Source organism: Pseudomonas sp. W4I3 (assembly GCF_030816195.1).
In the GTDB taxonomy this organism is placed as follows: domain Bacteria; phylum Pseudomonadota; class Gammaproteobacteria; order Pseudomonadales; family Pseudomonadaceae; genus Aquipseudomonas.
Genome location: NZ_JAUSXS010000001.1, coordinates 3,055,388 through 3,080,399 on the forward strand (window position 1 = coordinate 3,055,388; position 25,012 = coordinate 3,080,399).

A 25,012-nucleotide genomic window follows, 5' to 3' on the forward strand; every position below is an offset into this window, starting at 1 on the left:
ATTCGTATTCTCGCTGTAGGATTCAAGTCCTTTTGTTACCTCAGGACTTGCATGAACACCCTCTCGGAGCCTCCCGGTCGTCTTTCCCCAAGACACCCGCTGTCACTGTCTTCGCCCAACCCCTCCCTGTTGCATCGACTAACCTTGTCCCGGTCCAATGACCGCGCTTCGTCGTGCCCGGCATTCTTGAACACAGAGACTCTATAAATGGAATGGTTAGCGGATCCAACGGCCTGGCTCGGCCTTGCGACCTTGATTGTGCTGGAACTGGTACTGGGTATCGACAACCTGGTGTTTATCGCGATCCTGGCGGACAAGTTGCCGCCGGAGCAGCGCGACCGTGCGCGGTTGATCGGTTTGTCCCTGGCCTTGCTGATGCGCCTGGGCCTGCTGGCGAGTATTTCGTGGTTGGTGACACTGACTCAGCCGTTATTCGAGGTGTTGGACAAGAGCTTCTCCGGCCGAGACCTGATCATGCTGTTCGGTGGTGTGTTCCTGTTGTTCAAGGCCACCATGGAATTGCACGAGCGCCTTGAGGGTCATGTCGCTCAGCACAAGGGCAGCGTGACGTATGCGATGTTCTGGCCGATCGTGGCGCAGATCGTGGTGCTCGATGCGGTGTTCTCCCTCGATGCGGTGATTACCGCCGTGGGCATGGTCGATGAGCTGGCGGTGATGATGATCGCGGTGATCGTGTCCATCGGCCTGATGATCGTGGCGAGCAAGCCGTTGACCCGTTTCGTCAACGCGCACCCGACGGTGATCATGCTGTGCCTGGGCTTTTTGATGATGATCGGCTTCGCGCTGACGGCCGAGGGCCTGGGCTTTCATATTCCCAAAGGCTACCTGTACGCAGCGATCGGCTTCTCGATTCTGATCGAAGTGTTCAACCAGATTGCCCGCTCGCGGCGCAAGAAGTCGGCGCAAGGCGTATTGCCGGTACGTGAGCGTACGGCCCACGCGGTGATGCGTCTGCTCGGCGGTCGCAGCCTGGCGGTGGAGGAGGTGGGTGAAGAAGTGGCTGATCTGCTGGGTGAATCGGACGCTGCGCAGGGTCCGCTGTTCGACCGGCGCGAGCGCGTGATGATCAGTGGTGTGCTGCAGTTGGCTGAACGACCGATTCGCACCTTGATGACGCCACGGGCCAAGGTCGACTGCATTGACCTGGCGGACGGCGCCGAGAGTATCCGCCTGAAGTTGATGCATTCGTCTTACTCGCGGCTGCCGTTGATCCGCAATGGCGCAGTCGATGAGCCCCTGGGCTTTGTGCACAAAAAGGAATTGCTCAAGGAATACCTGGCCGGCAACGAGCCGAACCTGGAACACCTGGCGCGCCGCGCCATCAACCTGCTGGAGAGCTTTTCGATCCTCAACGCTTTGGAGCAGATGCGCCAGGAGTCCACGCACATTGCGTTCGTGATCAACGAATTCGGCGACTTCATGGGGGTGCTGAGCATGACCGACATCCTGGAATCCATTGCCGGTGAATTGCCGGACGCCAGCGAAATCGAGGGGCCGGATATCGTCGAGGAGGCGGACGGCTTTCGCGCCAGTGGCGCCTTGAACCTGAGCCAGGTCGGCCAGCGCACCGGCTTCAAGGTGGCCGCTACCGAGGACTATCAAACGCTGGCTGGCCTGCTGATGAGCCTGCTCGATCGTTTGCCTGTGGTGGGCGATAGCCTGGAACATGAGGGCTGGCAACTAACGGTGGCGGCGGTTGAAGAACGACGGGTGACGCAGGTGCTGTTGCGGCCTTGCTCCGGTCATAAAGGCTGAACAGTGCTTCGACAAACGCCTGCTGTTGCTCCACTGCGCCGAACCCTTTGTGCAGTTCGACCTGGTTGCCGCGCTCGTAGACCAGCAGCGTTGGGGTGCCCGTTACGTCAGGGTGCCTCGGGGTGTGCGCGCAATCGAGCACCATGCTCACGATCCATGGATGTTGCCAGGCAACCTTTTCGAATAAGGGCACTGCGCTGGCGCAGGCGGGGCAGTGCTCTGAAACGAACAGCATGAAGACGGGGCGCGGTGTGTTCAGCACGCGCTGGAAGTCCTTGGCGCTGGAAATTGTTCGCGTGGCTGCGCCCATGGTGATCTCCTGCCGGTAGCGTGGGTGTGTGCCAACGCTAAGCCGGTGCATCACCCGCGTCTACTGTCAACTCTCACAGGTCCGGCTGCTGCTCCAGCCGTTCCCTAGCCTTGCGCGCCTGGCCTGCGCATTTTCGGTATTCCTCATTGTCACGCGACGCTTTGGCTTCCCGATAGTCATGGTGATTCTGGCTGGTGTAGTTGGTGTCGAAGGCTTCCTTGAGTTTCTGCAGTTCGTCCTTGCAGTCGCGGCGGTCGTTGCTGGCGAAGGCATTACCGGCAATCAGCGTGCCGATGATCAACAGGCTAAGGCTGAGTTTCATCAGGGCAGGGTCCTTGTAGGAGCGAGGCGGGCGGCTAGCCCTTGCTCGCGAAAAACGTCAACGATAACGCGGGCAGCCTGTGCTTCAACCGGTGGCTGGGCGTTCTACGCGAGCAAGGGCTAGCCGCCCGCCTCGCTCCTACAGGCTAGCCCATCGCGTTGAATCTGCCATCTGCCCGGTGTTGGTGCGCAGTAACACCGTTTGAGGCCTAGCGTAGCAGTCTGCCTATCGGTGATGGCGCAGCGCCTTGACCGTGTTGATGACTATCTCCCTGATACCCAAAGCATTTTCCTACAGCATATTTTTCTGCCGGCACCTATGGCACACTTTCTGCTGTCTATTCCGTTGTTACATACTAAGTTCCGGTATAGCGGAATACACAACCCCTGGAGTGCTTGTCATGCATCACCGACCTTCCGTGTTCAAAGCGTGTGTTTTTCTCTTCGCCGCATCGGCTACCGTCGCCAGCCTCGCGCAGGCGGCGGACAGCAAACTCGATGATGTGCTCAAGCGTGGGCACCTCATCGTGGGTACAGGCAGTACCAATGCGCCGTGGCACTTCCAGGGAGCGGATGGCAAGTTGCAGGGGTTTGATATCGACATCGGCCGCATCGTGGCCAAGGGTTTGTTCAACGACCCGAGCAAGGTCGAGTTCGTGGTGCAGTCTTCCGACGCGCGTATTCCCAACCTGCTGACCGACAAGGTCGACATGAGTTGTCAGTTCATCACCGTCACCGCCAGCCGTGCGCAGCAAGTGGCCTTCACCTTGCCGTATTACCGCGAAGGCGTGGGTCTGTTGCTGCCGAACACCAGCAAGTACAAGGAAATCGAAGACCTGCAGGCGGCCGGTGATGGCGTTACCGTCGCGGTGCTGCAGAACGTGTATGCCGAAGAACTGGTGCACCAGGCGCTGCCCAAGGCCAAGGTCGACCAGTACGACAGCGTCGACCTGATGTACCAGGCCGTGAACTCCGGTCGCGCCGATGCCGCCGCCACCGATCAGTCTTCGGTCAAATACCTGATGGTGCAGAACCCCGGCCGCTACCGCAGCCCGACCTACGCCTGGAGCCCGCAAACCTACGCGTGCGCGGTCAAGCGCGGCGACCAGGACTGGCTGAACTTCGTCAATACCGCCCTGCATGAAGCCATGACCGGCGTCGAATTCCCCACCTACAAGGCGTCGTTCAAGCAATGGTTCGGCGTTGACCTGCCAGAACCGGCGATTGGTTTTCCTGTGGAATTCAAGTGACCCGCACCAATCGGGGCGCGCTTGACGGCGCCCCATTCAGGTACTGCCGACCATGAACTATCAGTTGAACTTTGCCGCCGTGTGGCGTGATTTCGACACCTTGCTCGCCGGGCTCGGCCTGGGCCTGCAGTTGGCCTTGCTGTCGATCGCCATCGGCTGCGTGATCGGCCTGCTGATGGCGTTTGCCATGCTGTCCAGGCACCGCGCGTTGCGGGTGCTCGCTTCGGTGTATGTGACGGTGATCCGCAATACGCCGATCCTGGTGCTGATCCTGTTGATCTACTTTGCCTTGCCGTCACTGGGCATCCGCCTGGATAAAATCCCCTCGTTCATCATCACCTTGTCGCTGTACGCCGGGGCCTATCTGACCGAAGTGTTCCGTGCCGGGCTGTTGAATATTCCCAAGGGCTTGCGCGAAGCCGGGTTGGCGATTGGCCTGGGCGAGTGGCGCATCCGCGCTTACATCACGGTGCCGGTTATGCTGCGCAACGTGTTGCCAGCGCTGTCGAACAACTTTATCTCGCTGTTCAAGGACACCTCCCTGGCCGCTGCGATTGCGGTACCGGAGCTGACCTACTACGCCCGCAAGATCAACGTCGAAAGCTACCGGGTGATTGAAACCTGGCTGGTGACGACCGCGCTCTACGTGGCCGCCTGTTACCTCATTGCCATGCTGCTCCGTTACCTGGAACAGCGTCTGGCGATCCGTCGTTAAGGAGGGTTCCCCATGTACGAATCGCCTAGCTGGCTGCATGAATTGTGGGTCGCCCGGGAGACGCTGTGGGCGGGGTTTCAGACCAGTATCTATTGCTCGGCGCTGGCCATTATCTTCGGCACCCTGATCGGTATCTTCGCCGGGTTGGTGCTGACGTACGGCAAGTTCTGGATGCGTGCGCCGTTTCGTCTGTATGTCGACCTGATTCGTGGCACCCCGGTATTTGTGCTGGTGTTGGCCTGTTTCTACATGCTGCCGGCGCTCGGTTGGCAGATCAGCGCGTTCCAGGCCGGCGCGGTCGGGCTCACGCTGTTCTGTGGCTCCCACGTCGCGGAAATCGTGCGCGGTGCGCTGCAGGCCATCCCTCGTGGACAACTGGAAGCGGGCAAGGCGATTGGCCTGACGTTCTACCAGTCCCTGGGCTACGTGCTGTTGCCTCAGGCGCTGCGGCAGATCCTGCCGACCTGGGTCAATTCCTCCACGGAAATCGTCAAAGCCTCGACCTTGCTCTCGGTGATCGGCGTGGCCGAGTTGCTGCTGAGCACCCAGCAGGTCATTGCACGCACCTTCATGACCCTGGAGTTCTACCTGTTCGCAGGCTTTATGTTCTTTGTCATCAACTACGCCATCGAATTGTTCGGGCGCTACATTGAAAAGCGGGTGGCCTTGCCATGAACCAACCTCAAACACTCCAACCGCTGCTGAACATTCGCGGCCTGCGCAAGCAATACGGGGACGTGGAAGTGCTCAAGGGTGTCGACTTGAGCATGCAACGCGGCAACGTGGTGACCTTGATCGGCTCCAGCGGCTCGGGTAAGACCACGCTGTTGCGTTGCGTCAACCTGCTGGAAGAATTCCAGGGCGGGCAGATCACCCTCGATGGCGAGTCCATCGGCTACAGCGACGTGTCCGGCAAGCGCGTGCGTCACCCCGAGCGGGTGATCGCCCAGCACCGCGCCATGACCGGCATGGCGTTCCAGCAGTTCAACCTGTTCCCGCATTTGACGGCCCTGCAGAACGTCACCCTGGGCTTGTTGAAAGTTAAGAAAATGCCTAAGGACGAGGCCGTGTCGCTCGCGGAAAAATGGCTCGACCGTGTGGGACTTCTGGAACGTCGCAATCATTTTCCCGGTCAGCTATCCGGCGGCCAGCAACAGCGCGTGGCGATTGCGCGGGCGATTGCGATGAATCCCAGCCTGATGCTCTTCGACGAAGTCACCTCGGCCCTCGACCCCGAGTTGGTGGGTGAAGTGCTCAGCGTGATCAAGGGGCTGGCGGAGGAGGGCATGACCATGTTGCTGGTCACTCACGAAATGCGCTTTGCCTATGAAGTCTCGGACCAGATCGTGTTCATGAACCAGGGCCGCATCGAAGAGCAGGGTTCGGCTAAAGACATTTTCGAGCGGCCGCAATCGCCGCGTCTGGCGGAATTTCTCAAGAACATTCGTTTTTAATCAGGAGCTATTTTTATGAGCATTACTCGTTACGGTACCGGCAGCACCGCCGGCGGCGGCCAACCACGGCCTTTCGCGCGCGCCGTAGAGGCCGATGGCTGGCTGTATGTGTCGGGCCAGGTGCCGGCGGTGGACGGTGAGATCATCAACGGCGGCATCATCGAGCAAACCCGCCAGACCCTGCGTAACGTGGTGGCGATTCTCGAAGAGGCCGGCTACGAATTGAAAGACGTGGTGCGCGTCGGCGTGTGGCTGGAAGATCCACGGGATTTCTGGAGTTTCAACAAAGTGTTTGGCGAATACTTCACCCCGGAACACGCCCCGGCGCGTGCGTGCGTGCAGGCCAACATGATGGTCGATTGCAAGGTTGAGATCGATTGCGTGGCTTACAAGAAAAAGGGCTAAATTGCCCGGATCTTGAGCACGCTGTAGATCAATGTGGGAGGGGGCTTGCCCCCGATAGCGGTGTATAAGTAACAGATGTGTCCACTGGCACACCGCCATCGGGAGCAAGCCCCCTCCCACAAGTGATCTCTGCCACACCCTAGCACTTTGACGGGACTTGACACTGCCATGACCGAAGACACCATCAAACGCCGCGCCAAAGGCCTGGACCGTGCGTTCGATATCCTCGATTTTCTCAAGGAAATCGGCCAGCCGCTGCGCCCGAATGATATCGCCAGTGGCATCGGCAGCCCCAAGTCCACGGTCTACGAACTGGTCGCCTCGCTGCTCGAGCGCCGTATCCTGGAAACCGTGGGCAAGGACGGCCACGTCTACCTCGGACGCCAGCTGTATTTCCTCGGCCAGGCGCACCTGCGTCACTTCGACCTGACCCGCGAGGCCGACCACGCCTTGCAGGAAATCGTCAGCCAGACCCACGAAACCGCGCAGATGTGCCTGCTCAACGGGCGCAAATACACGGTGGCGCTGATGCGCGAAGGCGAGCGGCATTTCCGCATTTCCTCGGACATCGGCGAAAACGCGCCAATCCCCTGGACCGCCTCCGGGCGCCTGTTGCTCGGGCATTTGAGCGACCGGCAAATCACCGACCTGATCGACCCCGACGATTTCATCCTGCCCGATGGCCAGCGCCTGCCGCTGGAAACCTTTCTGGCACAGATCCGCCAGGCCACCCTCGACGGGTTCTTTTCCTTCGACAGCGTGGCCGACACCTTCACCCATTGCTTTGCTGCCCCGGTGCGCGACGCGCAGGGCGTCAGCATTGCGACGCTGTGCATCGTTGCCCCGCGGGCCGATGCGAGCAAAAACTATAACGACTATCGCCGGGTGCTGATCGACAGCGCCAACAACCTGGCCCGGCGTATCAACGAATAGGAATTTTCCATGTCTGCCTTCAATGCCGTTGAAAAAGGCGCCGCTGCGGTTGGCGCTCATCTGGTCCGCGACGTCAGCCTGCCGGCCCTGGTGCTGCACCGCGAAGCCCTGGAACACAACATCCGCTGGATGCAGGCGTTCGTCAGCGACAGCGGCGCGCAGTTGGCGCCCCACGGCAAGACCAGCATGATGCCGGCGTTGTTCCAGCGTCAGCTCACCCAGGGCGCCTGGGGCATCACCCTGGCCACCGCGGTGCAGACCCGCGCCGCCTACGCCGGTGGGGTGCGCCGTGTGCTGATGGCCAACCAACTGGTGGGCGCGCCGAACATGGCGCTGATCGCCGACCTGCTGGTCGACCCGGATTTCGATTTTCACTGCATGGTCGACCACCCGGACAACGTCGCCGACCTGGCGCCTGTTCTTCGCTGCCCGTGGCCTGCGTCTGAACGTGATGATCGAGTACGGCGTGGTCGGCGGTCGTTGTGGCTGTCGCAGTGAGCAAGAGGTACGCGAGCTGGCAGAAGCGATCAAGGCCCAGCCGGCCCTGGCCCTTACCGGTATCGAAGGCTACGAAGGCGTGATCCACGGCGATCAGGCGATCAGCGGCATTCGTGCGTTCGCGGCCAGCCTGGTGCGCCTGGCGGTGGACCTGCAAGACCAGGCTTATTTCGACCTGCCCAAGCCGATCGTGACCGCCTCCGGTTCGGCCTGGTATGACCTGATCGCCGAGTCGTTCGAGGCGCAGAATGCCGCCGGTCGCTTCCTCAGCGTGTTGCGCCCCGGCAGCTACGTGGCCCACGACCATGGCATCTATAAAGAGGCGCAATGTTGCGTGCTCGACCGTCGCAGCGACCTCCAAGAAGGCTTGCGCCCGGCCCTGGAAGTCTGGGCCCATGTGCAATCGATGCCTGAACCGGGCTTTGCGGTGATCGCCCTGGGCAAGCGCGACGTGGCCTACGACGCCGGCTTGCCGGTGCCACTCAAGCGCTACAGGGCCGGCGTGGTGCCGGCCGAAGGCGATGATGTCAGCGCGTGCAAGGTCACTGCGGTAATGGACCAGCATGCGTTCATGAGCGTGGCGCCGGGGGTTGAACTGCGCATCGGTGACATCATTTCGTTCGGCACCTCGCACCCGTGCCTGACCTTCGACAAGTGGCAGGTGGGGTGCCTGGTGGATGAACAATTGCAGGTGATCGAGTCCCTGCGTACCTGCTTCTAGATCGAGTCGCGCTATCGGGGGCAAGCCCCCTCCCACATTTGGCATGCATTCCCCTGTGGGAGGGGGCTTGCTCCCGATGAGTCCATCAGCCCCACCGAGACAGCAGCCATGAACACCCAACCCCGCATCGCCCTCATCGGCGAATGCATGATCGAACTGCAACACCGCGCCGATGGCAGCCTGCACCAGAGCTTCGGCGGCGATACCCTGAATACGGCCGTGTACCTGCGCCGCGAGCTGGGCGACGTCGGCACCGTCGACTATGTCACGGCTTTGGGCGATGACAGTTTCAGCGATGCCATGTGCCAACAGTGGGCCGACGAAGGCCTGGGACTGGGCATGGTGCAACGTTTGCCCGGACGCCTGCCGGGTTTGTACTGCATTCAGACCGACGCCAACGGCGAGCGCAAATTTCTCTATTGGCGCAACGAAGCCGCCGTGCGCGACTGTTTCACCACGCCGGCTGCCGAGCCGATCCTGGCCGCTTTGCCGGGCTATGACCTGGTGTATTTCAGCGGTATTACCCTGGCGGTACTGGGCGAAATCGGTCGCGAGCGCTTGCTGCAAACCCTGGTGCAGACCCGCCTGCGCGGCGGTAAAGTGGTGTTTGACAATAATTACCGGCCGCGGCTGTGGGCTAGTGTAAGGGCGGCGCGGGCGGCCTATCACAAGGTGTTGGCCGCGGTGGATATCGCCTTGCTCACCGAAGATGACGAGCGCGCATTGTTTGGCTATGAAGACAGCGAGCAGGTGTTTGCGGCGTACCCGCAGATCGAAGAAGTAGTGCTCAAGCGAGGCGCGGATGCGTGCTTGATTCGCTGCGCCGGCGAGCGCTTCGCCGTGCCGGCGTTAAAGGTGGAGAAGGTGGTGGACACCACAGCGGCAGGGGATTCGTTCAGTGCGGCGTATTTGGCCAATCGACTCAAGGGTGGCTCGCCAACGCGTGCGGCCAGCGCGGGGCACCAATTGGCGAGCCAAGTCATTCAGGCACCGGGCGCACTGTTACCCCGCACCGTGGAATAAGCCATCGAGCGGGTCGTTAGTTTGCTTCCAGGACCAGAACGCCAAGAAATACTGGGTGTTCACCCGTTAGTCGACATTCCAGGACTGTGCAGCACCAATTTCTACACCGGCTCTTTGGAAGAACGGGCAGTAATGTTCCGACACCAAGAGTACCTTCGCGACGTAATCGTTATCGAACACGACATTTTTTATGAGATTTTCGGCTTGCAGTCCAAATAGCACTTCATAGTAATCTGGCCTTTCGCGACTCAAGACATCGTTGAATAACTGTGGGCTGGTCAAGCTGAAAAACTCTTCTGCATACGTGTCATGCTCAGTGGCCGTAGGGTTGCGAATTTTTGGCGTCAGGAAAAAATCTTTCTTATTGTCAAGACGCGTGGCCATTTCCTCCACGACTTTTGTTAATACGGGGTTATCGGGATGGCTGGCGAATATGCTGTTGTTGTAACCCGAAAATTTTGCCGGTTCATATTCAATCACCGGCCCCAGTAATACATCGTTTGGCGCTGCGCGGAAGTCCATGCCTGCTATGCTGTTTACGAAGTGATCGTCCATGTCCATGTAAATGCCACCGTAATGGTTGACCAAGTGATAGCGAAGCATGTCGGCGGCCGCTGCATAGTTATGCCCAGCGCCGTTCAGTGCATGTGTGTAGTGTGGATAAATCGGGCCGCTTTTGAAGCGTTCGAAAAAATCCATCTCACGTAAGTTTGAAATGATCAGCGAAGGTCTTATGTGTTTGAGTTTTTCCTGGAGGGTAGTAAACAATTCATCACTGATGTCCGTATGCAAGGTTGTGATATGGCCTTCGCTGCGAGCGATGTTAGTAGTGATGTTGGCGATGAGGTCGTCGTCGGGCAGTGACGGGCCTACCCAGATATGGTGAATGCTTTTAGGAATGGGTTGAGCATGTGTGGGCACCACTGGCAGCTTAGGGAATTCAAACGTGATGAACTCGCGGGGTGCCGGTATCGTATCCTTGACCACGTTCCACTCAGCCAGCGTGCCGCTCTTCCAGTATCCGTTGGCTGCGCACCATGCAACATGGGTTTGTGCGAGACCCCATTCAGCGGGTCGCCATAACCGATGTTGAACGTCATAAAGAACGGGCATCACATAACCGGCGCCCGTGGGTACGAGCCCTAATCTTATGTGATCAACCTTTGGAATGCTGACCGTGTGAACAGGCGCATAGGGTTGCAGAGGCCCCACGGGGCGGGTGCAAAATTGAGCAGCGCTTAGCATACAATCATCCATTTTTTCGTGGGGGCGTCGAACCTGACAAAGGGGCCGTCAATGTCCTCTTTGCGAATATGATAAAACTCTTCTTTAGGGCGTTTTCTAACTTCGTAGATATTGTTTTGCAAACGTATATATTCTCTGCCCTCCTTGATGAATATTTCATTTCTGAACACGGCGTCTGACAGGTCTATCCCCGACGTATACAGCCTTCGTTGCAATTGAACATTCAATTGATTAGGCCCGAATGCCGACGCCCCTTTAAAAAAGCGGATGTTGTCACTGGTCAGGATTTTATTGAGTGAATTCAATGGCGTTGGAGGGCGCCAGAGGTGTTGAAGCGGCGGTAAGTGACTGAGTTTCACAAGGGTTGAGAGGTGCGCCGTACCCCCCAGTTCTTGCCTCACAAATCGGAGCAGAAACGAAGCTGCCAGCACGCCTTTATGCCCTCCTTGAAACAGCAGTTTGAGTGCTCCCAGTGGATTGGCGGACTCGGCAGCGTGAAGAAAGGCGCGAGGAAGGGCCGATTGCAGTGGCTTGATGACTTTGGCTGCTGCCAATGCTGCTGTTGAAAGGCTCAACGATCTGGCCGTAATGAGAACACGGCCCAATTGTGTGGATACGCGCAAGGCCTTAATCGCGACGCCAGCAAAAGGAAGCAATAGGCTCAGCGCCTCTACCGCGCTGAAAATAATGGTGCCGGCTGTTAGCTTTCCCGACACGATATCCTGATACAACGCGTACCCAGGGAAAACGAAGCGCGCTTTGGTCACGGCTTGTTCATAAAGACGTTCCTTGTGACGTTCATAAGGTGTCGGGCTGCGCAAGGTGGGATAGGCGAGGTCAACGATTTTACTGAACACCGAATCGACCATTTTCTGGCAGGTGAACTTGATTTTTTCGTCTCTGGACATGCCCTGTGTTTGGCGGCGGACGGTATAAAAACTGACGGTCAACTTGGGCGCGCTGAACGTGTCATCACGCTGGCCCCTGAGGTAACTACCCTCGTTCAACGGGCCGACGTTGAGATAGGGCGACTCGTGCCAGAGTTCATCGCGTGAATCGGGGGAGAACTGAATATTGATCCGGGTGGCGGTTTTTCCTGTTAGTCGAAGGGGGCTAACGGTGCCAGAGGGGCAGAAAATTTCGTAAGCATATTGCACGTCATCGCTTTCTTTATATAAGGCAATCAAGCCGAAATTGCCGACTTCCCAGTTATGTTTGTCATCTTCGAAGGCAACGGTGATAAATTTATACGCGTCGAGTATTCGCCTTCGATCACTGCTGGGTAAGGCGTGCATGCTCAGGCACATGCGCGAAACCATACCGGCGAGAAACTCGCGCTTGTAGGTGTTGAACCGGTTGTCGAACAGTGTCTGGATGGAACAACCACGGTAGAGCGAAGGGCCCAGGCCTATTTCCTCTTCGGTGAAAGACTGACCGAACGTACAAGACATGTACTTTTGCAGAGCGGTCATTTTCATGGCCCTGCCTATACCGATATCCGCAACGCTTGAGGGGTGGGTGTGGAAGTATTTCTTTAATTCAGCCTCAGTAAACGGTGTGACGTGCTCAGGGTCTTTGTCGGGAAACGATTGTTTAAAGTATGTCGCTGCGATTTCTTTACGTTGTGGGGGTATTTGAGCCAGTTGGGTAAAGGCCTGCGCCTCGAGATTCTGTTGCTGTTTTATATAGGCTGCGGCCTTAAGGCTGTCATCGTGCAGTGCGTGCGCGATATCCGTTTGCGGGATAACGCCCTGGCACATGGCAAAATGCAAGGTCGGCAGTTGCTTCAACAATGCGATCGCTATTTTTTTATTTTCACTTAACCCACTGTATTGGAAGTCCGCGTAATACGTAGCGATCTCTTCATAGGTTTTGCCCAGGGCGGAGCACGGTTGCACGGCCTCCAGGCACCCCACCGCATGGCGTAAGTGAACGCCCTCAAGCGCCTGTCCATACAATATCGAGCCCTGCACACCTTCGATCAATAGCTCCGGCACATAACGCGCGCTGAGCAGGATAAAAGCCAGGCGCAGGCTCGCGGGCTCTTTGCTGTGCGCAAATGTGCGCTGGAGGTGTTCTTTCAGCGCTCGTCGTACCTGGCCAACAGGCGCCTCACCCAGGCTCACGCTGTTGAGGTTCAGCCCGCCGATGTAACCAGGTCTTTGCTCCGTCGGGGGGTACAGATAGTCAGTGATAACCGACACGGCAAGTGCCCGTCGTGCCGTCGGCTGATCCTTGCGGATGGAACCGGATGCGGCGTCCGCCAGGACTTTTCCCAGTGCATGGAGATTGGGCAGGTCCAGTAAAAGTTCGTGGAACAGCGCATCGCTTCGTTTGTAGTGGCTTGGGCGTAATTGAGCGGACTCGTCCTCCGCCAGCAAGGTCAGGTTCAGGTACTCGCCCAGCTTTTTCAGATTGGGACGGCTGGTCCCCCCTCCGATTTCACGGTGCAGGTTATCAACCAGTGCCGGCGATTGCGCTTGGGCGGCGCCCAGTTCTTCGGCTGAATAATACGGATAGATCAGTTCAGACGGCGGCGGCTTGGTTCCCAGTAGCGCCAAGCAGGCGCTGTCGACCAGTGGTTTGGCACGCGCACTGGTCAAGCTGCGACTGTGCGCCTGCAACAGATAATAGTATTTGTATCTGTAACTGTCGGGGGTTTGCCATTCAAAGGGCACGCGTTGGAGACGGTGCGCCATGATCTTGTGCAGTACTTGTGCGCTGAACTGCGCGGTGACTGGCATTTCCGGCGGGAAATACGCGACGACATGGCGCAAAGTGTTTTTGACCGCCTCGACGATGCTTGCAGTCGTCAGCGCCTGCAGCGCAAACCGGCGATAACTTTCGTCAGTGAGTGTCGGGCTGTCGAGTGCTGGCAAGGTCAGTGCTGGGGGGCTCAGATGGGCGCTGGAAAGTGCTTCTTGAAGGGGGCTGGTGGCGAATGCCCAGGCATGGGAAAGCGTGTGGTCGGGCAGGTTCTTGATAACGGATGAATGCCGAAGACTTTGCAGTCGAGCGTGTTTTTCGCCCATCCCAAAGTTAAGGTTTTCGTCAAGGAAGTGACTGAATTGGTCGAGCCCTTTGGGTAGGTGGGTCACTTGAGCATGCGTAAAGTCCAGCGCGATATTTGACCGCTGCTGGGAGAGCAAGCCTTCAATCAGTGATGTGATGATGTCGGCGGTGACTTCGTTTTTTTTGACGTACAACTGCGTTGGGTGTGTGGCGTAAATAGCGATGATGGTCATCGCATCAGCTTTGCTCACGTGCTGGAACAACAGATGGCGGCTGTCGGTATCAGCCAGCCTTGCCAACAGATGCTCTGCGTAGGCTTCCCAGTGTTCGAATACATTGATGCCCAACCCCAGTTCATAAGTGACGATTGAACGCTGTGAGGAAGGCGGGAGTTCTGTGGTTTCTATTAAGAAGCCACCACCATTGATCGGGAACTCGCGCGAGGTAGCAATATCGACGAACGCACACCTGTAGGTCTTGACCGACGCACCGTTGTTTCGAAGATTCAGCTCGGCACTTGTTCGGTGGCTAAGTACCGCATTGATTACGGCGTGGGATGTGGCGTCGAGGGTGGTATCCGCCACCCGCAGGCGTGCTTCTGTTTCCAGATAGTGTCGAACTTGATCGGCCCATATTTTTTTTGCACCGCTGTCCGCTGAGGGGGCTCGCCAATAGCGTTCCAGGTCTGCCTGGTAAAGAGGTAGAAGCCTGTCAATGCGCTCAAGGAATTGATCAAGTGCCGACAGCGGCACGGGAAGAAGTGAGTGTCGGCGGGCATGGTGGTAGCTAATCGCAGTGGGCTTTAGCACATCGTCTCGGCTGACGTGTGCGGCCTCGTTATCATTGCGGTTTGCGCGGTCTTCAAAAAGCGTGAGTTTTAATGATGTCCAATGCTGGTGCGGCTTTTCCCCTGTGGTCAGGTAGTCTTTGAGCAGCACGGCGACAGTGTGTTCATAGGTGAGGACGGCAGCGGGTGGATGAGTCTGGTTGTCCTCGACTGGGCTGTCCGTGTAGCCATGCACCGTGACTCCGTAGATGGGAGCAAGCGTGGAGGTCGGCATGGCGTTGTCAATAAATCGGGTGATTTCTTGATGTAGGCGCTCAGAAAAACGCGTTTGATTCTTCAGAATGTCCAGGGGGTCGTTGCTGCTTAGCCCCAGTGCGTTGAATTCGAGCTTTTGAAAGGCGCGAAGTTGGCAGACATCAAGAACATTCGCTATCAGCCGGATGACGTTATTGTCCAGAGGATAGCGATCATGTTTTAGCGCGTCGTTGTTCGCAAAAGCGTTTTTAAACTGTTGCCGAGCGGCGGGGTCCAGCACAACAGCCGGGTAACTCAGCGTGGGCAGTTCGGCGCGCCAGATCGCCGATGAGAGCTTATAGAGAAACGCCAAGGCCAACGTAAACGATAGGTTTTCCGTGGGTATACCGGCAGCCAAGGCGAGTCTGTTTCGAACCGCCGGAAACCTGCAAAGGGCCGGTAAAAACGCCTCATTGCCCCAGTCCACATCGTTGTAAAAACGGTTGGCGTTCAACGCCTCGACCGTGGGAGCGTCGAGCACCTGGTTGAACACTTGGCGAGCTTGATCGCTGGGTAATTCGGCTGCTTCGAGCACTCTGAGGTTATACAGGGCGTTCGCAATACTCAGTTGCTGGATAACTTCTTGTTCCATAAAGGCGTTCCATGGCCGTCGGTTGAGCGACCATCGTGACGTTTATGAATAGGCAAGGGGATTATCTATGTAGCGCTTGAAAGGGAAGGCGGGCGTAATGCCTTGTCCCTGCGGTACTGCTACTGGCTGGGTCAGTCCCGGTAAAACACCTGCACCAAGTGATAGCCGAACTTGCTCTTGATCGGCCCGTGAATCACCTTCACCGGCTTCTTGAAGATCACCGCATCAATAGCACCGACCATCTGCCCCGGCCGCACTTCACCCAGGTCTCCACCGCGTTTGCCCGACGGGCAGGTGGAGTACTTCTTGGCCAGCACATCAAAGGCTTCGCCTTTGGCAATGCGCTGTTTGAGCTGTTCGGCTTCTTCACTGGTTTTCACCAGGATATGACGGGCTTGGGCTTTCATTCATCTCTACCAGGTGTGCGACGGCGCGCGATTATGCCTGAACTCAGGCATCGACGCCGATCATGCTGCGGATTTTGGTCGCCAGCAGGTCAATCGAAAACGGCTTGGCCACCATGTCCATGCCGTGTTCCAGGAAACCCTGGCGCTCAGCGGCTTTTTCGGCGTAACCGGTCATGAACAGCACGCGCAATCCCGGTCGATGCTGGCGGGCGATTTCTGCCAGTTGCCGACCGTTCATGCCTGGCAGGCCGACGTCGGTGACCAGCAGGTCCACGCGCAAGTCCGATTCCAGCAACGGCAGCGCCGTGCGCGCATCCGCCGCCTGGTGCGCGGTATAGCCCAGCTCGTCGAGCACATTGACCACCAGCATGCGCACCGCCGGGTCGTCCTCGACCACCACCACCGCTTCGCCGGCCAGGGCCACCGGCGCCTCGGTCAGGCTGACGGGCTGGCTGCTTTCCAGCGCGGTGCCATGCAGGCGCGGCAGGTACAGGCGCACGCAGGTGCCCTGGCCCGGTTCGCTCTGGATGGTCACATGGCCACCGGATTGCTGGGCAAAGCCGTAGATCATCGACAAGCCCAGGCCGGTGCCCTGGCCGATGGGTTTGGTGGTGAAGAACGGGTCGAAGGCCTTGGCCAGGATTTTCGGCGCCATGCCGCTGCCGTTGTCGTGCACGCCGAGCATCACGTAATCGCCGGCCGTGACCGGCTCGAGGGTCGTGATGTCGGTGCCGTCCAGGTAGCTGTTGGCCGTTTCGATCAGCAGTTCGCCGCCATCGGGCATGGCGTCGCGGGCATTGATCACCAGGTTGAGCAGGGCGTTTTCCAGCTGGCTGGCGTCGGTGTTCACCGGCCAGATGTCTTTGCCCAGCTGCACCTTGAGCGCGATGTGCGCGCCCTTGGTGCGGCGGAACAGATCTTCCAGGGACGCCACCAACTGGTTGGGGTCGGTGGGGCGGCGGTCCAGCGACTGGCGCCGCGAGAACGCCAGCAGCCGGTGGGTGAGGGCGGCGGCGCGGTGGGCAGAGGCCACAGCGGCATCGGCAAAACGTCCAATGTCTTCGCTGCGGCCGTCGGCAATGTACCGCTGCATCAGGTCGAGGCTGCCGATGATGCCGGTGAGCATATTGTTGAAGTCGTGGGCGATACCGCCCGTGAGCTGGCCCACCGCTTCCATTTTTTGCGCATGACGCAAGGCGTCTTCGGCGCGCTCGCGTTCGTACATCTCGTTTTGCAGGCGCTGGTTGGCCTCGGCCAGCGCCTGGGTACGCTGGGCCACGCGTTCTTCGAGGTTCTCGTTGAGATGGCGCAGGGCTTCTTCGGTGAGTTTGCGTTCGGTCTCGTCGATCACAAAAATGTAGAAACCGTTCACCGAGCCGTCGTTGCTGAAGCGCGGCAGGTACTTCATCAGCGCATGGCGCGCTCGCCCGTCACGATGCGGCGTGACGGTCATGAAGCTGCACGCCTTGCCGTTGAGCGCGGCGGCGATCTTGTCTTCGCGCCCGGCGTACACGTCGTCGCCCAGCACTTCACGGATGGTCTTGCCGTACAGCTCCTGGGGCGTCATGCCGTACCAATCGAGGTAGGCGCTGTTGTTCAGGCGAAAGCGCTGGTCGTGGTCAACGTAGCCGATCAGTACCGGCATGGCGTTGATGATCAATTGCAGCTCGGTCTGGCTTTGACGCAGCGCCTGCTCGGTGTGCTTGCGCTCGGTGAGGTCCAGCGCGGCGCCGAGGAAGCGTGCCGGGCGGCCTTGCGCATCCTTGTAGCAGCGGCCACGGGCAAACACCCAGCGCACCTGGCCGTCGGCTTGCAGCAGGCGGTATTCCTCGGCGTATTCGGTGCCGAAGGTGATGCAATGCTTGATGCTGCGCGTGACCATGCCACGGTCTTCGGGATGTACGCCGAGCAGGTAGGCGCTGATGGGCAGCAGTCCGGCTTGAGTCGGGTCGACGCCATGCAAGAAAGCGAAGTGTGCGTCGGCGATAAATCGGTCTTCGCCGATGTCCCAATCCCAGGTGCCCACCGCGTCGGTCGCCGCCAGGGCAAGCTGCAGACGCTGCTCGGTGCTGTGCTGGGCCTTGAGGCTGTCTTCGGAGCGCTGTTGCAGTTCGAGGGCTTTGCTGCGTCGCTCGTTGGTTTCGATGGCGGTGACCAGGATCCCGGCCACGCGGCCGCTTTCATCGCGCACCGGGCTGTAGGTCAGGTCGAGCCAGATTTCAGTGTCGCGGTGGTTGCGCTGCAGCACGAAACGCTGCTCGCTGAAGGTGCGCACCTGGCCGCCGAGCACCGCGTCGTAGATCGGCGCAGCGAAGTTTTGCAGTTCCGGCCACGTCGCGTGGACCGGCTGGCCCAGTGCATCGGGGTGCTTGTTGCCGGCCAGCACGGCGAAACCGTCGTTGTAGAGCTGGGTGAGCTGCTCGCCCCAGAGCAGCAGCATCGGCATGGGCGAGTGCGCCACGATATCCACGGCGGTGCGCAGACTTTGCGGCCAGTCATTGGCCTCACCGAGGGGGCTTTGCGCCCAGTCCAGCCGCTCGATCATTGCCGCGGCTTCGCTACCGGTGGATGTTCCATTCATAAAAAGCCCTACGCATCACGCTTTGAAAAAAAATGACAACACCCATTATCCCAAGACAGGGCAACGGGTGGCTACCTCGAAAAATAGCATGCATTTTCAAGTTTTCTTCAAAACGGCGCCTCAGGGCTGAAAGCTTTCATCAGTCACGCCAGCTCGGGGCGGTTGCGAAATTGCTCAAGCGCCTGGGGATTGGCCAGCGCATCGGTGTTTTTCACCGGTTCCCCATGCACCACGTTGCGCACCGCCAATTCGACGATCTTGCCGCTGATGGTGCGCGGGATATCGCTGACCGCAACGATCTTCGCCGGCACATGGCGCGGCGTGGTGTTGGCGCGGATCACCTGGCGGATCTGCTGCTGCAGCGCCTCATCCAGCTCGACGCCGTCCTCAAGGCGCACAAACAGCACCACCCGCACATCGTCCTGCCAGCGCTGGCCGATGGCGAGGTTTTCCAGCACCTGCGGGACTTTTTCCACCTGGCGATAGATTTCGGCGGTGCCGATGCGTACGCCGCCAGGGTTGAGCACCGCATCGGAACGGCCATGGATCAGCAGGCTGCCGTTGGGGCGCTGTTCGGCGTAGTCGCCCTGGGCCCACACGCCGGGAAACTGGCAGAAATAGGAGGCGCGCAACTTCTGTTGTTGTGGGTCGTTCCACAACCCGATGGGCATGGCGGGAAAATGCCGGGTGCACACCAGCTCGCCTTTTTCACCGATCAGTGGGCGGCCCTGGTCGTCCCACACTTCGATGGCCATGGCCAGGCTCTTGCACTGCATTTCGCCACGGCGCACCGGCAGCACCGGGTTGCCGATCACGAAGCAGGAGACGATATCGGTGCCGCCGGACATCGACGACAGGCACAGCTGGGCCTTGATCTCGCGGTACACGTAGTCGTAGCTCTGGGGCGACAGCGGCGACCCGGTGGAAATCAAGCCTTTGAGGCTGCGCAGATCATGGGTGAGGCGCGGTTGCAGCCCGGCTTTTTCCAGGGTGGCGAGGAACTTGGGGCTGGTGCCGAACACGCTGATGCGTTCGGCGTCGATCAGGTCGATCAAGCGCTGCGGCCCGGGATGAAACGGCGACCCGTCGTACAGCACAGCCGTGGCGCCCAGGGCCAGCACCGACACCAGCCAGTTCCACATCATCCAGCCGCAGGTGGTGTAGTAAAACAGGCAGTCCTCACGGGACAAGTCGGCATGCAGGCCGTGTTCCTTGAGGTGGGTGAGCAGTACGCCGCCAGTGCCGTGGATGATGCACTTGGGCACGCCGGTGGTGCCACTGGAATAGAGGATATACAGCGGGTGATCGAACGGCACCGCGACGAATTCGGGTGTGCCGCCGGGTTGGTAGAAGTCGTTCCACAGTGCTACCCGTGCCTGGGTTCGATAATCCTCGACCTGAGCCTGAGGACGGGCGTAGGGCACGATGATCAGCTGTTCCAGGGACGGCAGCCGCTCGATGATTTCATTGAGTTTGGCGCTTTGGTCGATGGTCTTGCCGGCGTAGCGATAACCGGCGCAGGTGATCAGCACCTTGGGTTCGATCTGGCCGAAACGGTCGATCACGCCCTGGGTGCCGAAGTCCGGGGAAGAGCACGACCAGATCGCACCGAGGCTGGTGGTGGCGAGCATGCCGACCAGGGTTTGCCAAGTGTTGGGCATGCACGCCGCGACCCGGTCACCTGTGCCGACGCCGGCCGCGCGCAGGCTTCGCTGCAGGCCGGCGACGTGCTCGGCCAATTGCGCGTAGCTCAGTTGTTCACGTTGGCCGTCTTCGCTGATGGCAACCACCGCCGGGTGCGCGTCGCGACGGCGCAGCAAGTGCTCGGCGAAGTTCAGGGTGGCGCCGGGAAACCACTGGGCGCTGGGCATTTCGCCGGTTTCGATCAACGTAGCGCTGGGCGGGCTGCGAAATTGCACGTCGAAGAACGCCACGATGGCCTGCCAGAAGTCGGCGCGCTGGTCGATGCTCCATTGGTGCAGGGCAGGGTAGTCGCGCAGCTGCAGGTGGTGGCGGGCATTGATGTAGCGGCGGAACTGGTCCATCCGCGTGCTGGCGATGCGTTCCGGGGAGGGTTGCCAGAGGATGTCGGACATGAGCAAGGTCTCTTCCTATACAAGTCTTGCAAACAATGGAGTTCCCATGTGGGAGGGGGCTTGCTCCCGATGGCAGTGTTTCAGTTTGCACATTCATTGACTGACCCACCGCTATCGGGAGCAAGCCCCCTCCCACATTTTGATCTCCAGTGTTGGGGAGTTATTGCGCCAGCCAGCCACCGTCGATATTCCACGCCGCGCCCCGTACCTGGCTGCCGGCCTCGCTGCATAAAAACAGCACCAGCTCACCCAGCTGCGGTGGCGTCACGAATTCCAGCGACGGCTGTTTCTCCGCCAGCAGATCATGCTGCGCCTGTTGCGGGTCCACCCCGCTGGCCGCGCGATCATCGATCTGCTTCTGCACCAGCGGCGTCAGCACCCAGCCCGGGCAGATGGCGTTGCACGTCACGTTGCTGGTCGCGGTTTCCAGGCCCACCACCTTGGTCAGGCCGATCACCCCGTGCTTGGCCGCCACATAGGCCGCCTTGCCCACCGAACCGACCTGGCCGTGCACCGAGGCGATATTGACGATGCGCCCCCAGCCCTTGGCCTTCATACCCGGCAGGCTCAAGCGCGTGCTGTGGAACACCGACGACAGGTTGATGGCGATGATCGAGTCCCAGCGCTCCACCGGAAAATCCTCCACCGCCGCCACGTGCTGGATGCCGGCGTTATTGACCAGAATGTCCACGCCGCCGAACTCGCGCTCGGCATAGGCCAGCATCTCGGCGATCTGCGCCGGGTCGCTGACGTCTGCCGGGTGGTGCCCGACCTTGCCGCCAAACGCCTGCACCTGGGCGATCACCGCGCTGGCATCGCCGAAGCCGTTGAGGATCAGGTTGGCGCCGGCCTTGGCCAGGCTCAGGGCAATGCCCAGGCCGATGCCGCTGGTGGAACCAGTGACCAGGGCGGTCTTGCCGTTCAATGTCGTCATGAAAAACCTCACACTATGCCGGTGGCGTAGAAAGTACCGATCACCACGAACACCGCGAGGGTCTTGATGATCGTGATGCCGAAAATGTCCTTGTAGGCTTCGCGGTGGGTCAGCCCGGTCACCGCCAGCAGCGTGATCACCGCGCCGTTGTGCGGCAGGGTGTCCATGCCGCCGCTGGCCATGGCCGCAACTCGGTGCAGCACTTCAAGGGGGATATTGGCCGCATGGGCCGCTGAAATAAAGCTCTCGGACATCGCGGCCAGGGCGATGCTCATGCCGCCGGACGCGGAGCCGGTGATGCCCGCCAGCAAGGTCACGGTAATGGCCTCGTTGACCAGCGGGTTGGGAATGCCCTTGAGCCAGTCCGCCAATACCAGGAACCCCGGCAACGAGGCGATCACAGCACCAAAACCGTATTCGGAGGCGGTGTTCATCGCCGCCAGCAGCGCGCCGCTCACCGCACTCTTGCTGCCTTCGGCCAGTTTGCTTTTAATCGCCGAAAAACCGCACACCAATACCACGATGATCCCCACCAGCAACGCCGCCTGCACCGCCCAGATCGCGGTGAGCTTGGCAATGTCGGTCGTCACCGGAGCGCTCATGCCCGGCAGGCTGAGGCTGTGGGTCTTGCCGTACCACTGCGGGATCCAGTGGGTGAACAGCAGGTTCATCACCCCCACCAGAATCAGCGGCGACAGCGCGACCCATGGGTTGGGCAGGCTGAGGTTGTCGGCCGTCTCCGGCTCGTTGCGCAGCTCGGTGCCATAGCCTTCACCCGCGCGCTGGGCCTTGTTGCGCTGGCGCGACAGGTAGAGCATGCCGGCACAGAACACGAAGATCGTGCCGATCAGCCCCAACCACGGCGCCGCCCAGGCGGTGGTGTTGAAGAAGGTGCTGGGGATGATGTTCTGAATCTGCGGCGTGCCGGGCAGGGCGTCCATGGTGAACGAGAACGCACCGAGGGCGATGGTCGCCGGGATCAGGCGCTTGGGAATATTGCTCTGGCGGAACATCTCCGCGGCAAACGGGTACACCGCAAACACCACCACAAACAGCGACACGCCACCGTAAGTGAGCAGGGCGCAGACCAGCACGATCACCAGCATCGCCTGGCGCGTACCGAGCAAACGAATCGCGGCGGCGACAATCGAGCGCGAGAACCCCGACAGCTCGATCAGCTTGCCGAACACCGCACCGAGCAGGAACACCGGGAAATACAGCTTGATGAAACCAACCATTTTCTCCATGAACACCCCGGTAAAGGCCGGTGCGACAGCGGAAGGGTCAGTCAGCAGAACAGCGCCGAGGGCGGCGATCGGGGCAAACAAGATAACGCTATAGCCACGGTAGGCAGCCAGCATCAGCAGCGCCAGGGCTGCCAGGGCAATGATCACACTCATGGTGTGTCTCCATCGGATTGTTATTTTTGTGGGGGTAGCAGTTAAGCGGTGCTATAGCGAGATGTGTGCCAGTTACTTAACGTATTGAAATCAAAAGATATTTATTCTTTTGGTTCAGTGAATTTCCGAGTTTGTCTCAATTTTGAGACCAGCGCGGAACAAATGTGGGAGGGGGCTTGCCCCCGATGGCCATAGGTATCTACACAACTTTGTAGCAGCCTACGGTAACCACGATGCGAAGCGAGCCGCTCTTGATCTTGATCTTAGGCGCCCCGTTAAACCACGCTGGCCGGAATTCGATAGTGATTTGGAGGGTAAACCGGCAGTGGATGCCGGTTTAGCCGCCCCGCGCCATGGATGGCGCGTGGCGGCGGCCCTCCAAATCAATGTCGGATTACGGGCACACCGAGCGTGAGCGAGGTGCCGAGTGGTGGGGCAGGAGCCCTTTTGGTTACTTTTGGGGCTCTTTTCCAAAAGTGACCCGCCGTAAGGGCGGAACCCTAAGCCGCCGTTACCGCAGCAACGGATATGTACTCGCTCTGATCCAACATCATTGTCGGCTTTCAGGCCGCCATCGGGGGCAAGCCCCCTCCCACATTGGAACGCTGGGCGTCAGTTAGAGAGGCTTCGGCTGCTGAGCCGTCACAGGCTTAGGGCCGCGCGAAGTTGTGTAGATACCTATGCCCCGATGGCGGTGGGTCAGCAGGTAAAAATATTGACTGGACTATTGCTATCGGGGGCAAGCCCCCTCCCACAGTGTCTGTCTTGAAATAGAGATTTGATTCTCATATTGGAGACTGATCAATCCCCAACGCCACCATCTTCTTGTACAACGTCGACCGTCCCAGCCCCAGCCGCTGCGCCGCTTCCACCACATTGCCCCCGCAGGCTTGCAGCGCCGCACCAATCACCTGTCGATCAAAACGCTCCCTGGCAGCGCTGAACGTTTCTGCCTCTACCAACATCACCGTACTGCGCTCAACTGGTGTAAAGGTGCCAATCGCCGCCCGAATTTCCCCGGCATTCAGCACCAAGTCATCACTCAACAACGCCGCCCGCTCTAGCACATTGCGCAGCTCACGGATATTCCCCGGCCACGCATGCTGCGCCAACAGCGCCAGCGCTTCGCGGTCCAATTCATGCTGGCTGCGCAGTTCCTCGAGGATCGCTTCGCTCAGCGCCGGAATATCCTCCAGCCGCTCACGCAGCGGCGGCACCTGGATCGGTAATACGTTCAGGCGGTAGTACAAGTCCGCACGGAACTCGCCACGCTTGATCGCCGCTTCCAGGTCCATGGACGTCGCTGCGATGACCCGGACATCGCTGTGCAGCATTTCGTTGGAGCCCACCGGCTCGAATTCCTTCTCCTGCAACACCCGCAGCAGCTTGCTCTGCAGTGGTAGCGGCATATCGCCAATTTCATCAAGGAACAGCGTGCCGCCTTGGGCAATCTGGAATTTGCCCGGACGGCCCTTGCGATCCGCGCCGGTAAAGGCGCCCGGGGCGGTGCCGAAGAATTCGGCTTCGAGCAGGTCGTGGGGAATCGCTGCGCTGTTGATGCTGACAAAGGCTTTGTGCGCACGCGGCGACGCGCCGTGAATGGCCTGGGCGAGCAATTCCTTGCCGGTGCCGGTTTCGCCGAGCAGCAACACCGGCGATTCGGCGCTCGCACTGCGCCGCGCACGGCGTTTGACTTCAAGGCTGGCGGCGCTGGTGCCGATAAAGTGCGCGAAGTTGTATTTGCTCTGCCGCGAGCGCAACAGCGAGCGGGTGGACGCCAGTTCCTGCTGCAGGCTCAGGTAGCGCTCGATCAGCGGCGACAGGTTGCGCAGCTCGTCGAACAACGCGAAGCCGATCGCACCGATCACCGCGCCCGCATCGTCGTGGATCGGCAGGCGCATCACCACCAGCGGGCCCTTGGGCGTGTCCTGGATGTCCAGCAGTATCGGCCGGTCGTTGCGCACCACCTGGCGTAACAGGCTGTTGGAAATCACCTGCTCACAGGGTTGGCCGATGGCCTGCTCGGCGCTCTTGAGGCCGAAACGCTTGGCGTAGCGCTCGTTCATCCAGACGATATTGGCATCACGGTCGACAATTACCGTGCCTTCGCTGGACTGCTCAATGATCTCGAACAGCGACTGAATGGCCAGGCCGCGAACGTGTGGGTAGTCCTTGAGGCTGGTACTCATGCGTGCAGAATCCTGTAGGCGCGAGCGTGCTCGCGAAGGTCGTCAACGATAATGCGGTGCATCTGGAGG

17 protein-coding genes and 2 pseudogenes are annotated in these 25,012 nt (G+C 59.6%); 9 read left to right on the forward strand and 10 right to left on the reverse strand.

Translation table 11 applies throughout. From position 1 onward, the window contains the following. Positions 1–207 precede the first annotated feature (207 nt). The gene (locus tag QF045_RS14060; protein ID WP_306492719.1) at positions 208–1,776 is read left to right on the forward strand and encodes a TerC family protein; all 1,569 of its coding nucleotides are present in this window, start codon (positions 208–210) and stop codon (positions 1,774–1,776) included. Positions 1,777–1,822: 46 nt separating this feature from the next. Here the strand turns inward: QF045_RS14060 and QF045_RS14065 are convergent. Then, positions 1,823–2,137 (reverse strand): annotated as a pseudogene (locus QF045_RS14065) (thioredoxin family protein); the annotation flags it as partial. Positions 2,138–2,159: 22 nt separating this feature from the next. Beyond that, entirely contained in the window at positions 2,160–2,408 is a 249-nt protein-coding gene (locus QF045_RS14070; protein ID WP_306492720.1) for a hypothetical protein, read from the reverse strand. A gap of 400 nt (positions 2,409–2,808) precedes the next feature. Between QF045_RS14070 and QF045_RS14075 the strand changes: the two genes are divergently transcribed. The 8 genes and pseudogenes from QF045_RS14075 to QF045_RS14110 all read left to right on the forward strand — a co-directional run bounded on the left by QF045_RS14075 (position 2,809) and on the right by QF045_RS14110 (position 9,406). Continuing rightward, a complete protein-coding gene (locus tag QF045_RS14075) occupies positions 2,809–3,657 on the forward strand; it encodes a transporter substrate-binding domain-containing protein (protein ID WP_306492721.1) in 849 nt (282 codons plus the stop codon). Positions 3,658–3,709: 52 nt separating this feature from the next. Then, on the forward strand, positions 3,710–4,372 hold the full coding sequence (locus tag QF045_RS14080) for an amino acid ABC transporter permease (protein WP_306492722.1): 663 nt from the start codon (positions 3,710–3,712) through the stop codon (positions 4,370–4,372). A 12-nt stretch (positions 4,373–4,384) separates the two neighbouring features. After that, the gene (locus tag QF045_RS14085) at positions 4,385–5,047 is read left to right on the forward strand and encodes an amino acid ABC transporter permease (RefSeq protein ID WP_124386301.1); all 663 of its coding nucleotides are present in this window, start codon (positions 4,385–4,387) and stop codon (positions 5,045–5,047) included. Next, complete coding sequence (locus QF045_RS14090; RefSeq protein WP_306492723.1) at positions 5,044–5,826, forward strand: amino acid ABC transporter ATP-binding protein; 783 nt, start codon at positions 5,044–5,046, stop codon at positions 5,824–5,826. Before QF045_RS14085 ends, QF045_RS14090 begins: the two co-directional genes overlap by 4 nt. A 15-nt stretch (positions 5,827–5,841) precedes the next feature. Continuing rightward, complete coding sequence (locus QF045_RS14095; protein ID WP_106580125.1) at positions 5,842–6,231, forward strand: RidA family protein; 390 nt, start codon at positions 5,842–5,844, stop codon at positions 6,229–6,231. Positions 6,232–6,399: 168 nt separating this feature from the next. Next, the gene (locus QF045_RS14100; RefSeq protein WP_306492724.1) at positions 6,400–7,164 is read left to right on the forward strand and encodes an IclR family transcriptional regulator; all 765 of its coding nucleotides are present in this window, start codon (positions 6,400–6,402) and stop codon (positions 7,162–7,164) included. Positions 7,165–7,173: 9 nt separating this feature from the next. Then, positions 7,174–8,383, forward strand: a pseudogene (locus tag QF045_RS14105) (amino acid deaminase). A gap of 108 nt (positions 8,384–8,491) precedes the next feature. After that, entirely contained in the window at positions 8,492–9,406 is a 915-nt protein-coding gene (locus QF045_RS14110) for a sugar kinase (RefSeq protein WP_306492725.1), read from the forward strand. A gap of 66 nt (positions 9,407–9,472) precedes the next feature. Here QF045_RS14110 and QF045_RS14115 read toward each other — a convergent pair whose 3' ends face one another. The 8 genes from QF045_RS14115 to QF045_RS14150 all read right to left on the reverse strand — a co-directional run bounded on the left by QF045_RS14115 (position 9,473) and on the right by QF045_RS14150 (position 24,943). Then, positions 9,473–10,651, reverse strand: a complete 1,179-nt coding sequence (locus QF045_RS14115; protein WP_306492726.1) for a glycosyltransferase family 32 protein — start codon at positions 10,649–10,651, stop codon at positions 9,473–9,475. Next, a complete protein-coding gene (locus QF045_RS14120) occupies positions 10,645–15,336 on the reverse strand; it encodes a hypothetical protein (RefSeq protein ID WP_306492727.1) in 4,692 nt (1,563 codons plus the stop codon). Before QF045_RS14120 ends, QF045_RS14115 begins: the two co-directional genes overlap by 7 nt. Before the next feature lie 131 nt (positions 15,337–15,467). Further along, complete coding sequence (locus QF045_RS14125; RefSeq protein ID WP_122541448.1) at positions 15,468–15,743, reverse strand: peptidylprolyl isomerase; 276 nt, start codon at positions 15,741–15,743, stop codon at positions 15,468–15,470. 43 nt (positions 15,744–15,786) lie between these two features. Next, positions 15,787–18,324 carry a PAS domain-containing protein gene (locus QF045_RS14130; RefSeq protein WP_306492728.1) on the reverse strand — a complete coding sequence of 846 codons (2,538 nt, stop codon included), beginning with the start codon at positions 18,322–18,324 and terminating at the stop codon, positions 15,787–15,789. Positions 18,325–18,467: 143 nt separating this feature from the next. Next, positions 18,468–20,420: an acetoacetate--CoA ligase gene (locus QF045_RS14135; RefSeq protein WP_306492729.1), complete on the reverse strand. Its 1,953-nt coding sequence runs from the start codon at positions 20,418–20,420 to the stop codon at positions 18,468–18,470. 160 nt (positions 20,421–20,580) lie between these two features. After that, entirely contained in the window at positions 20,581–21,354 is a 774-nt protein-coding gene (locus QF045_RS14140) for a 3-hydroxybutyrate dehydrogenase (RefSeq protein WP_306492730.1), read from the reverse strand. An 8-nt stretch (positions 21,355–21,362) separates the two neighbouring features. Then, positions 21,363–22,754 carry a GntP family permease gene (locus QF045_RS14145; RefSeq protein WP_306492731.1) on the reverse strand — a complete coding sequence of 464 codons (1,392 nt, stop codon included), beginning with the start codon at positions 22,752–22,754 and terminating at the stop codon, positions 21,363–21,365. A 785-nt stretch (positions 22,755–23,539) separates the two neighbouring features. Next, positions 23,540–24,943 carry a sigma-54-dependent Fis family transcriptional regulator gene (locus QF045_RS14150; RefSeq protein ID WP_306492732.1) on the reverse strand — a complete coding sequence of 468 codons (1,404 nt, stop codon included), beginning with the start codon at positions 24,941–24,943 and terminating at the stop codon, positions 23,540–23,542. Positions 24,944–25,012 lie beyond the last annotated feature (69 nt).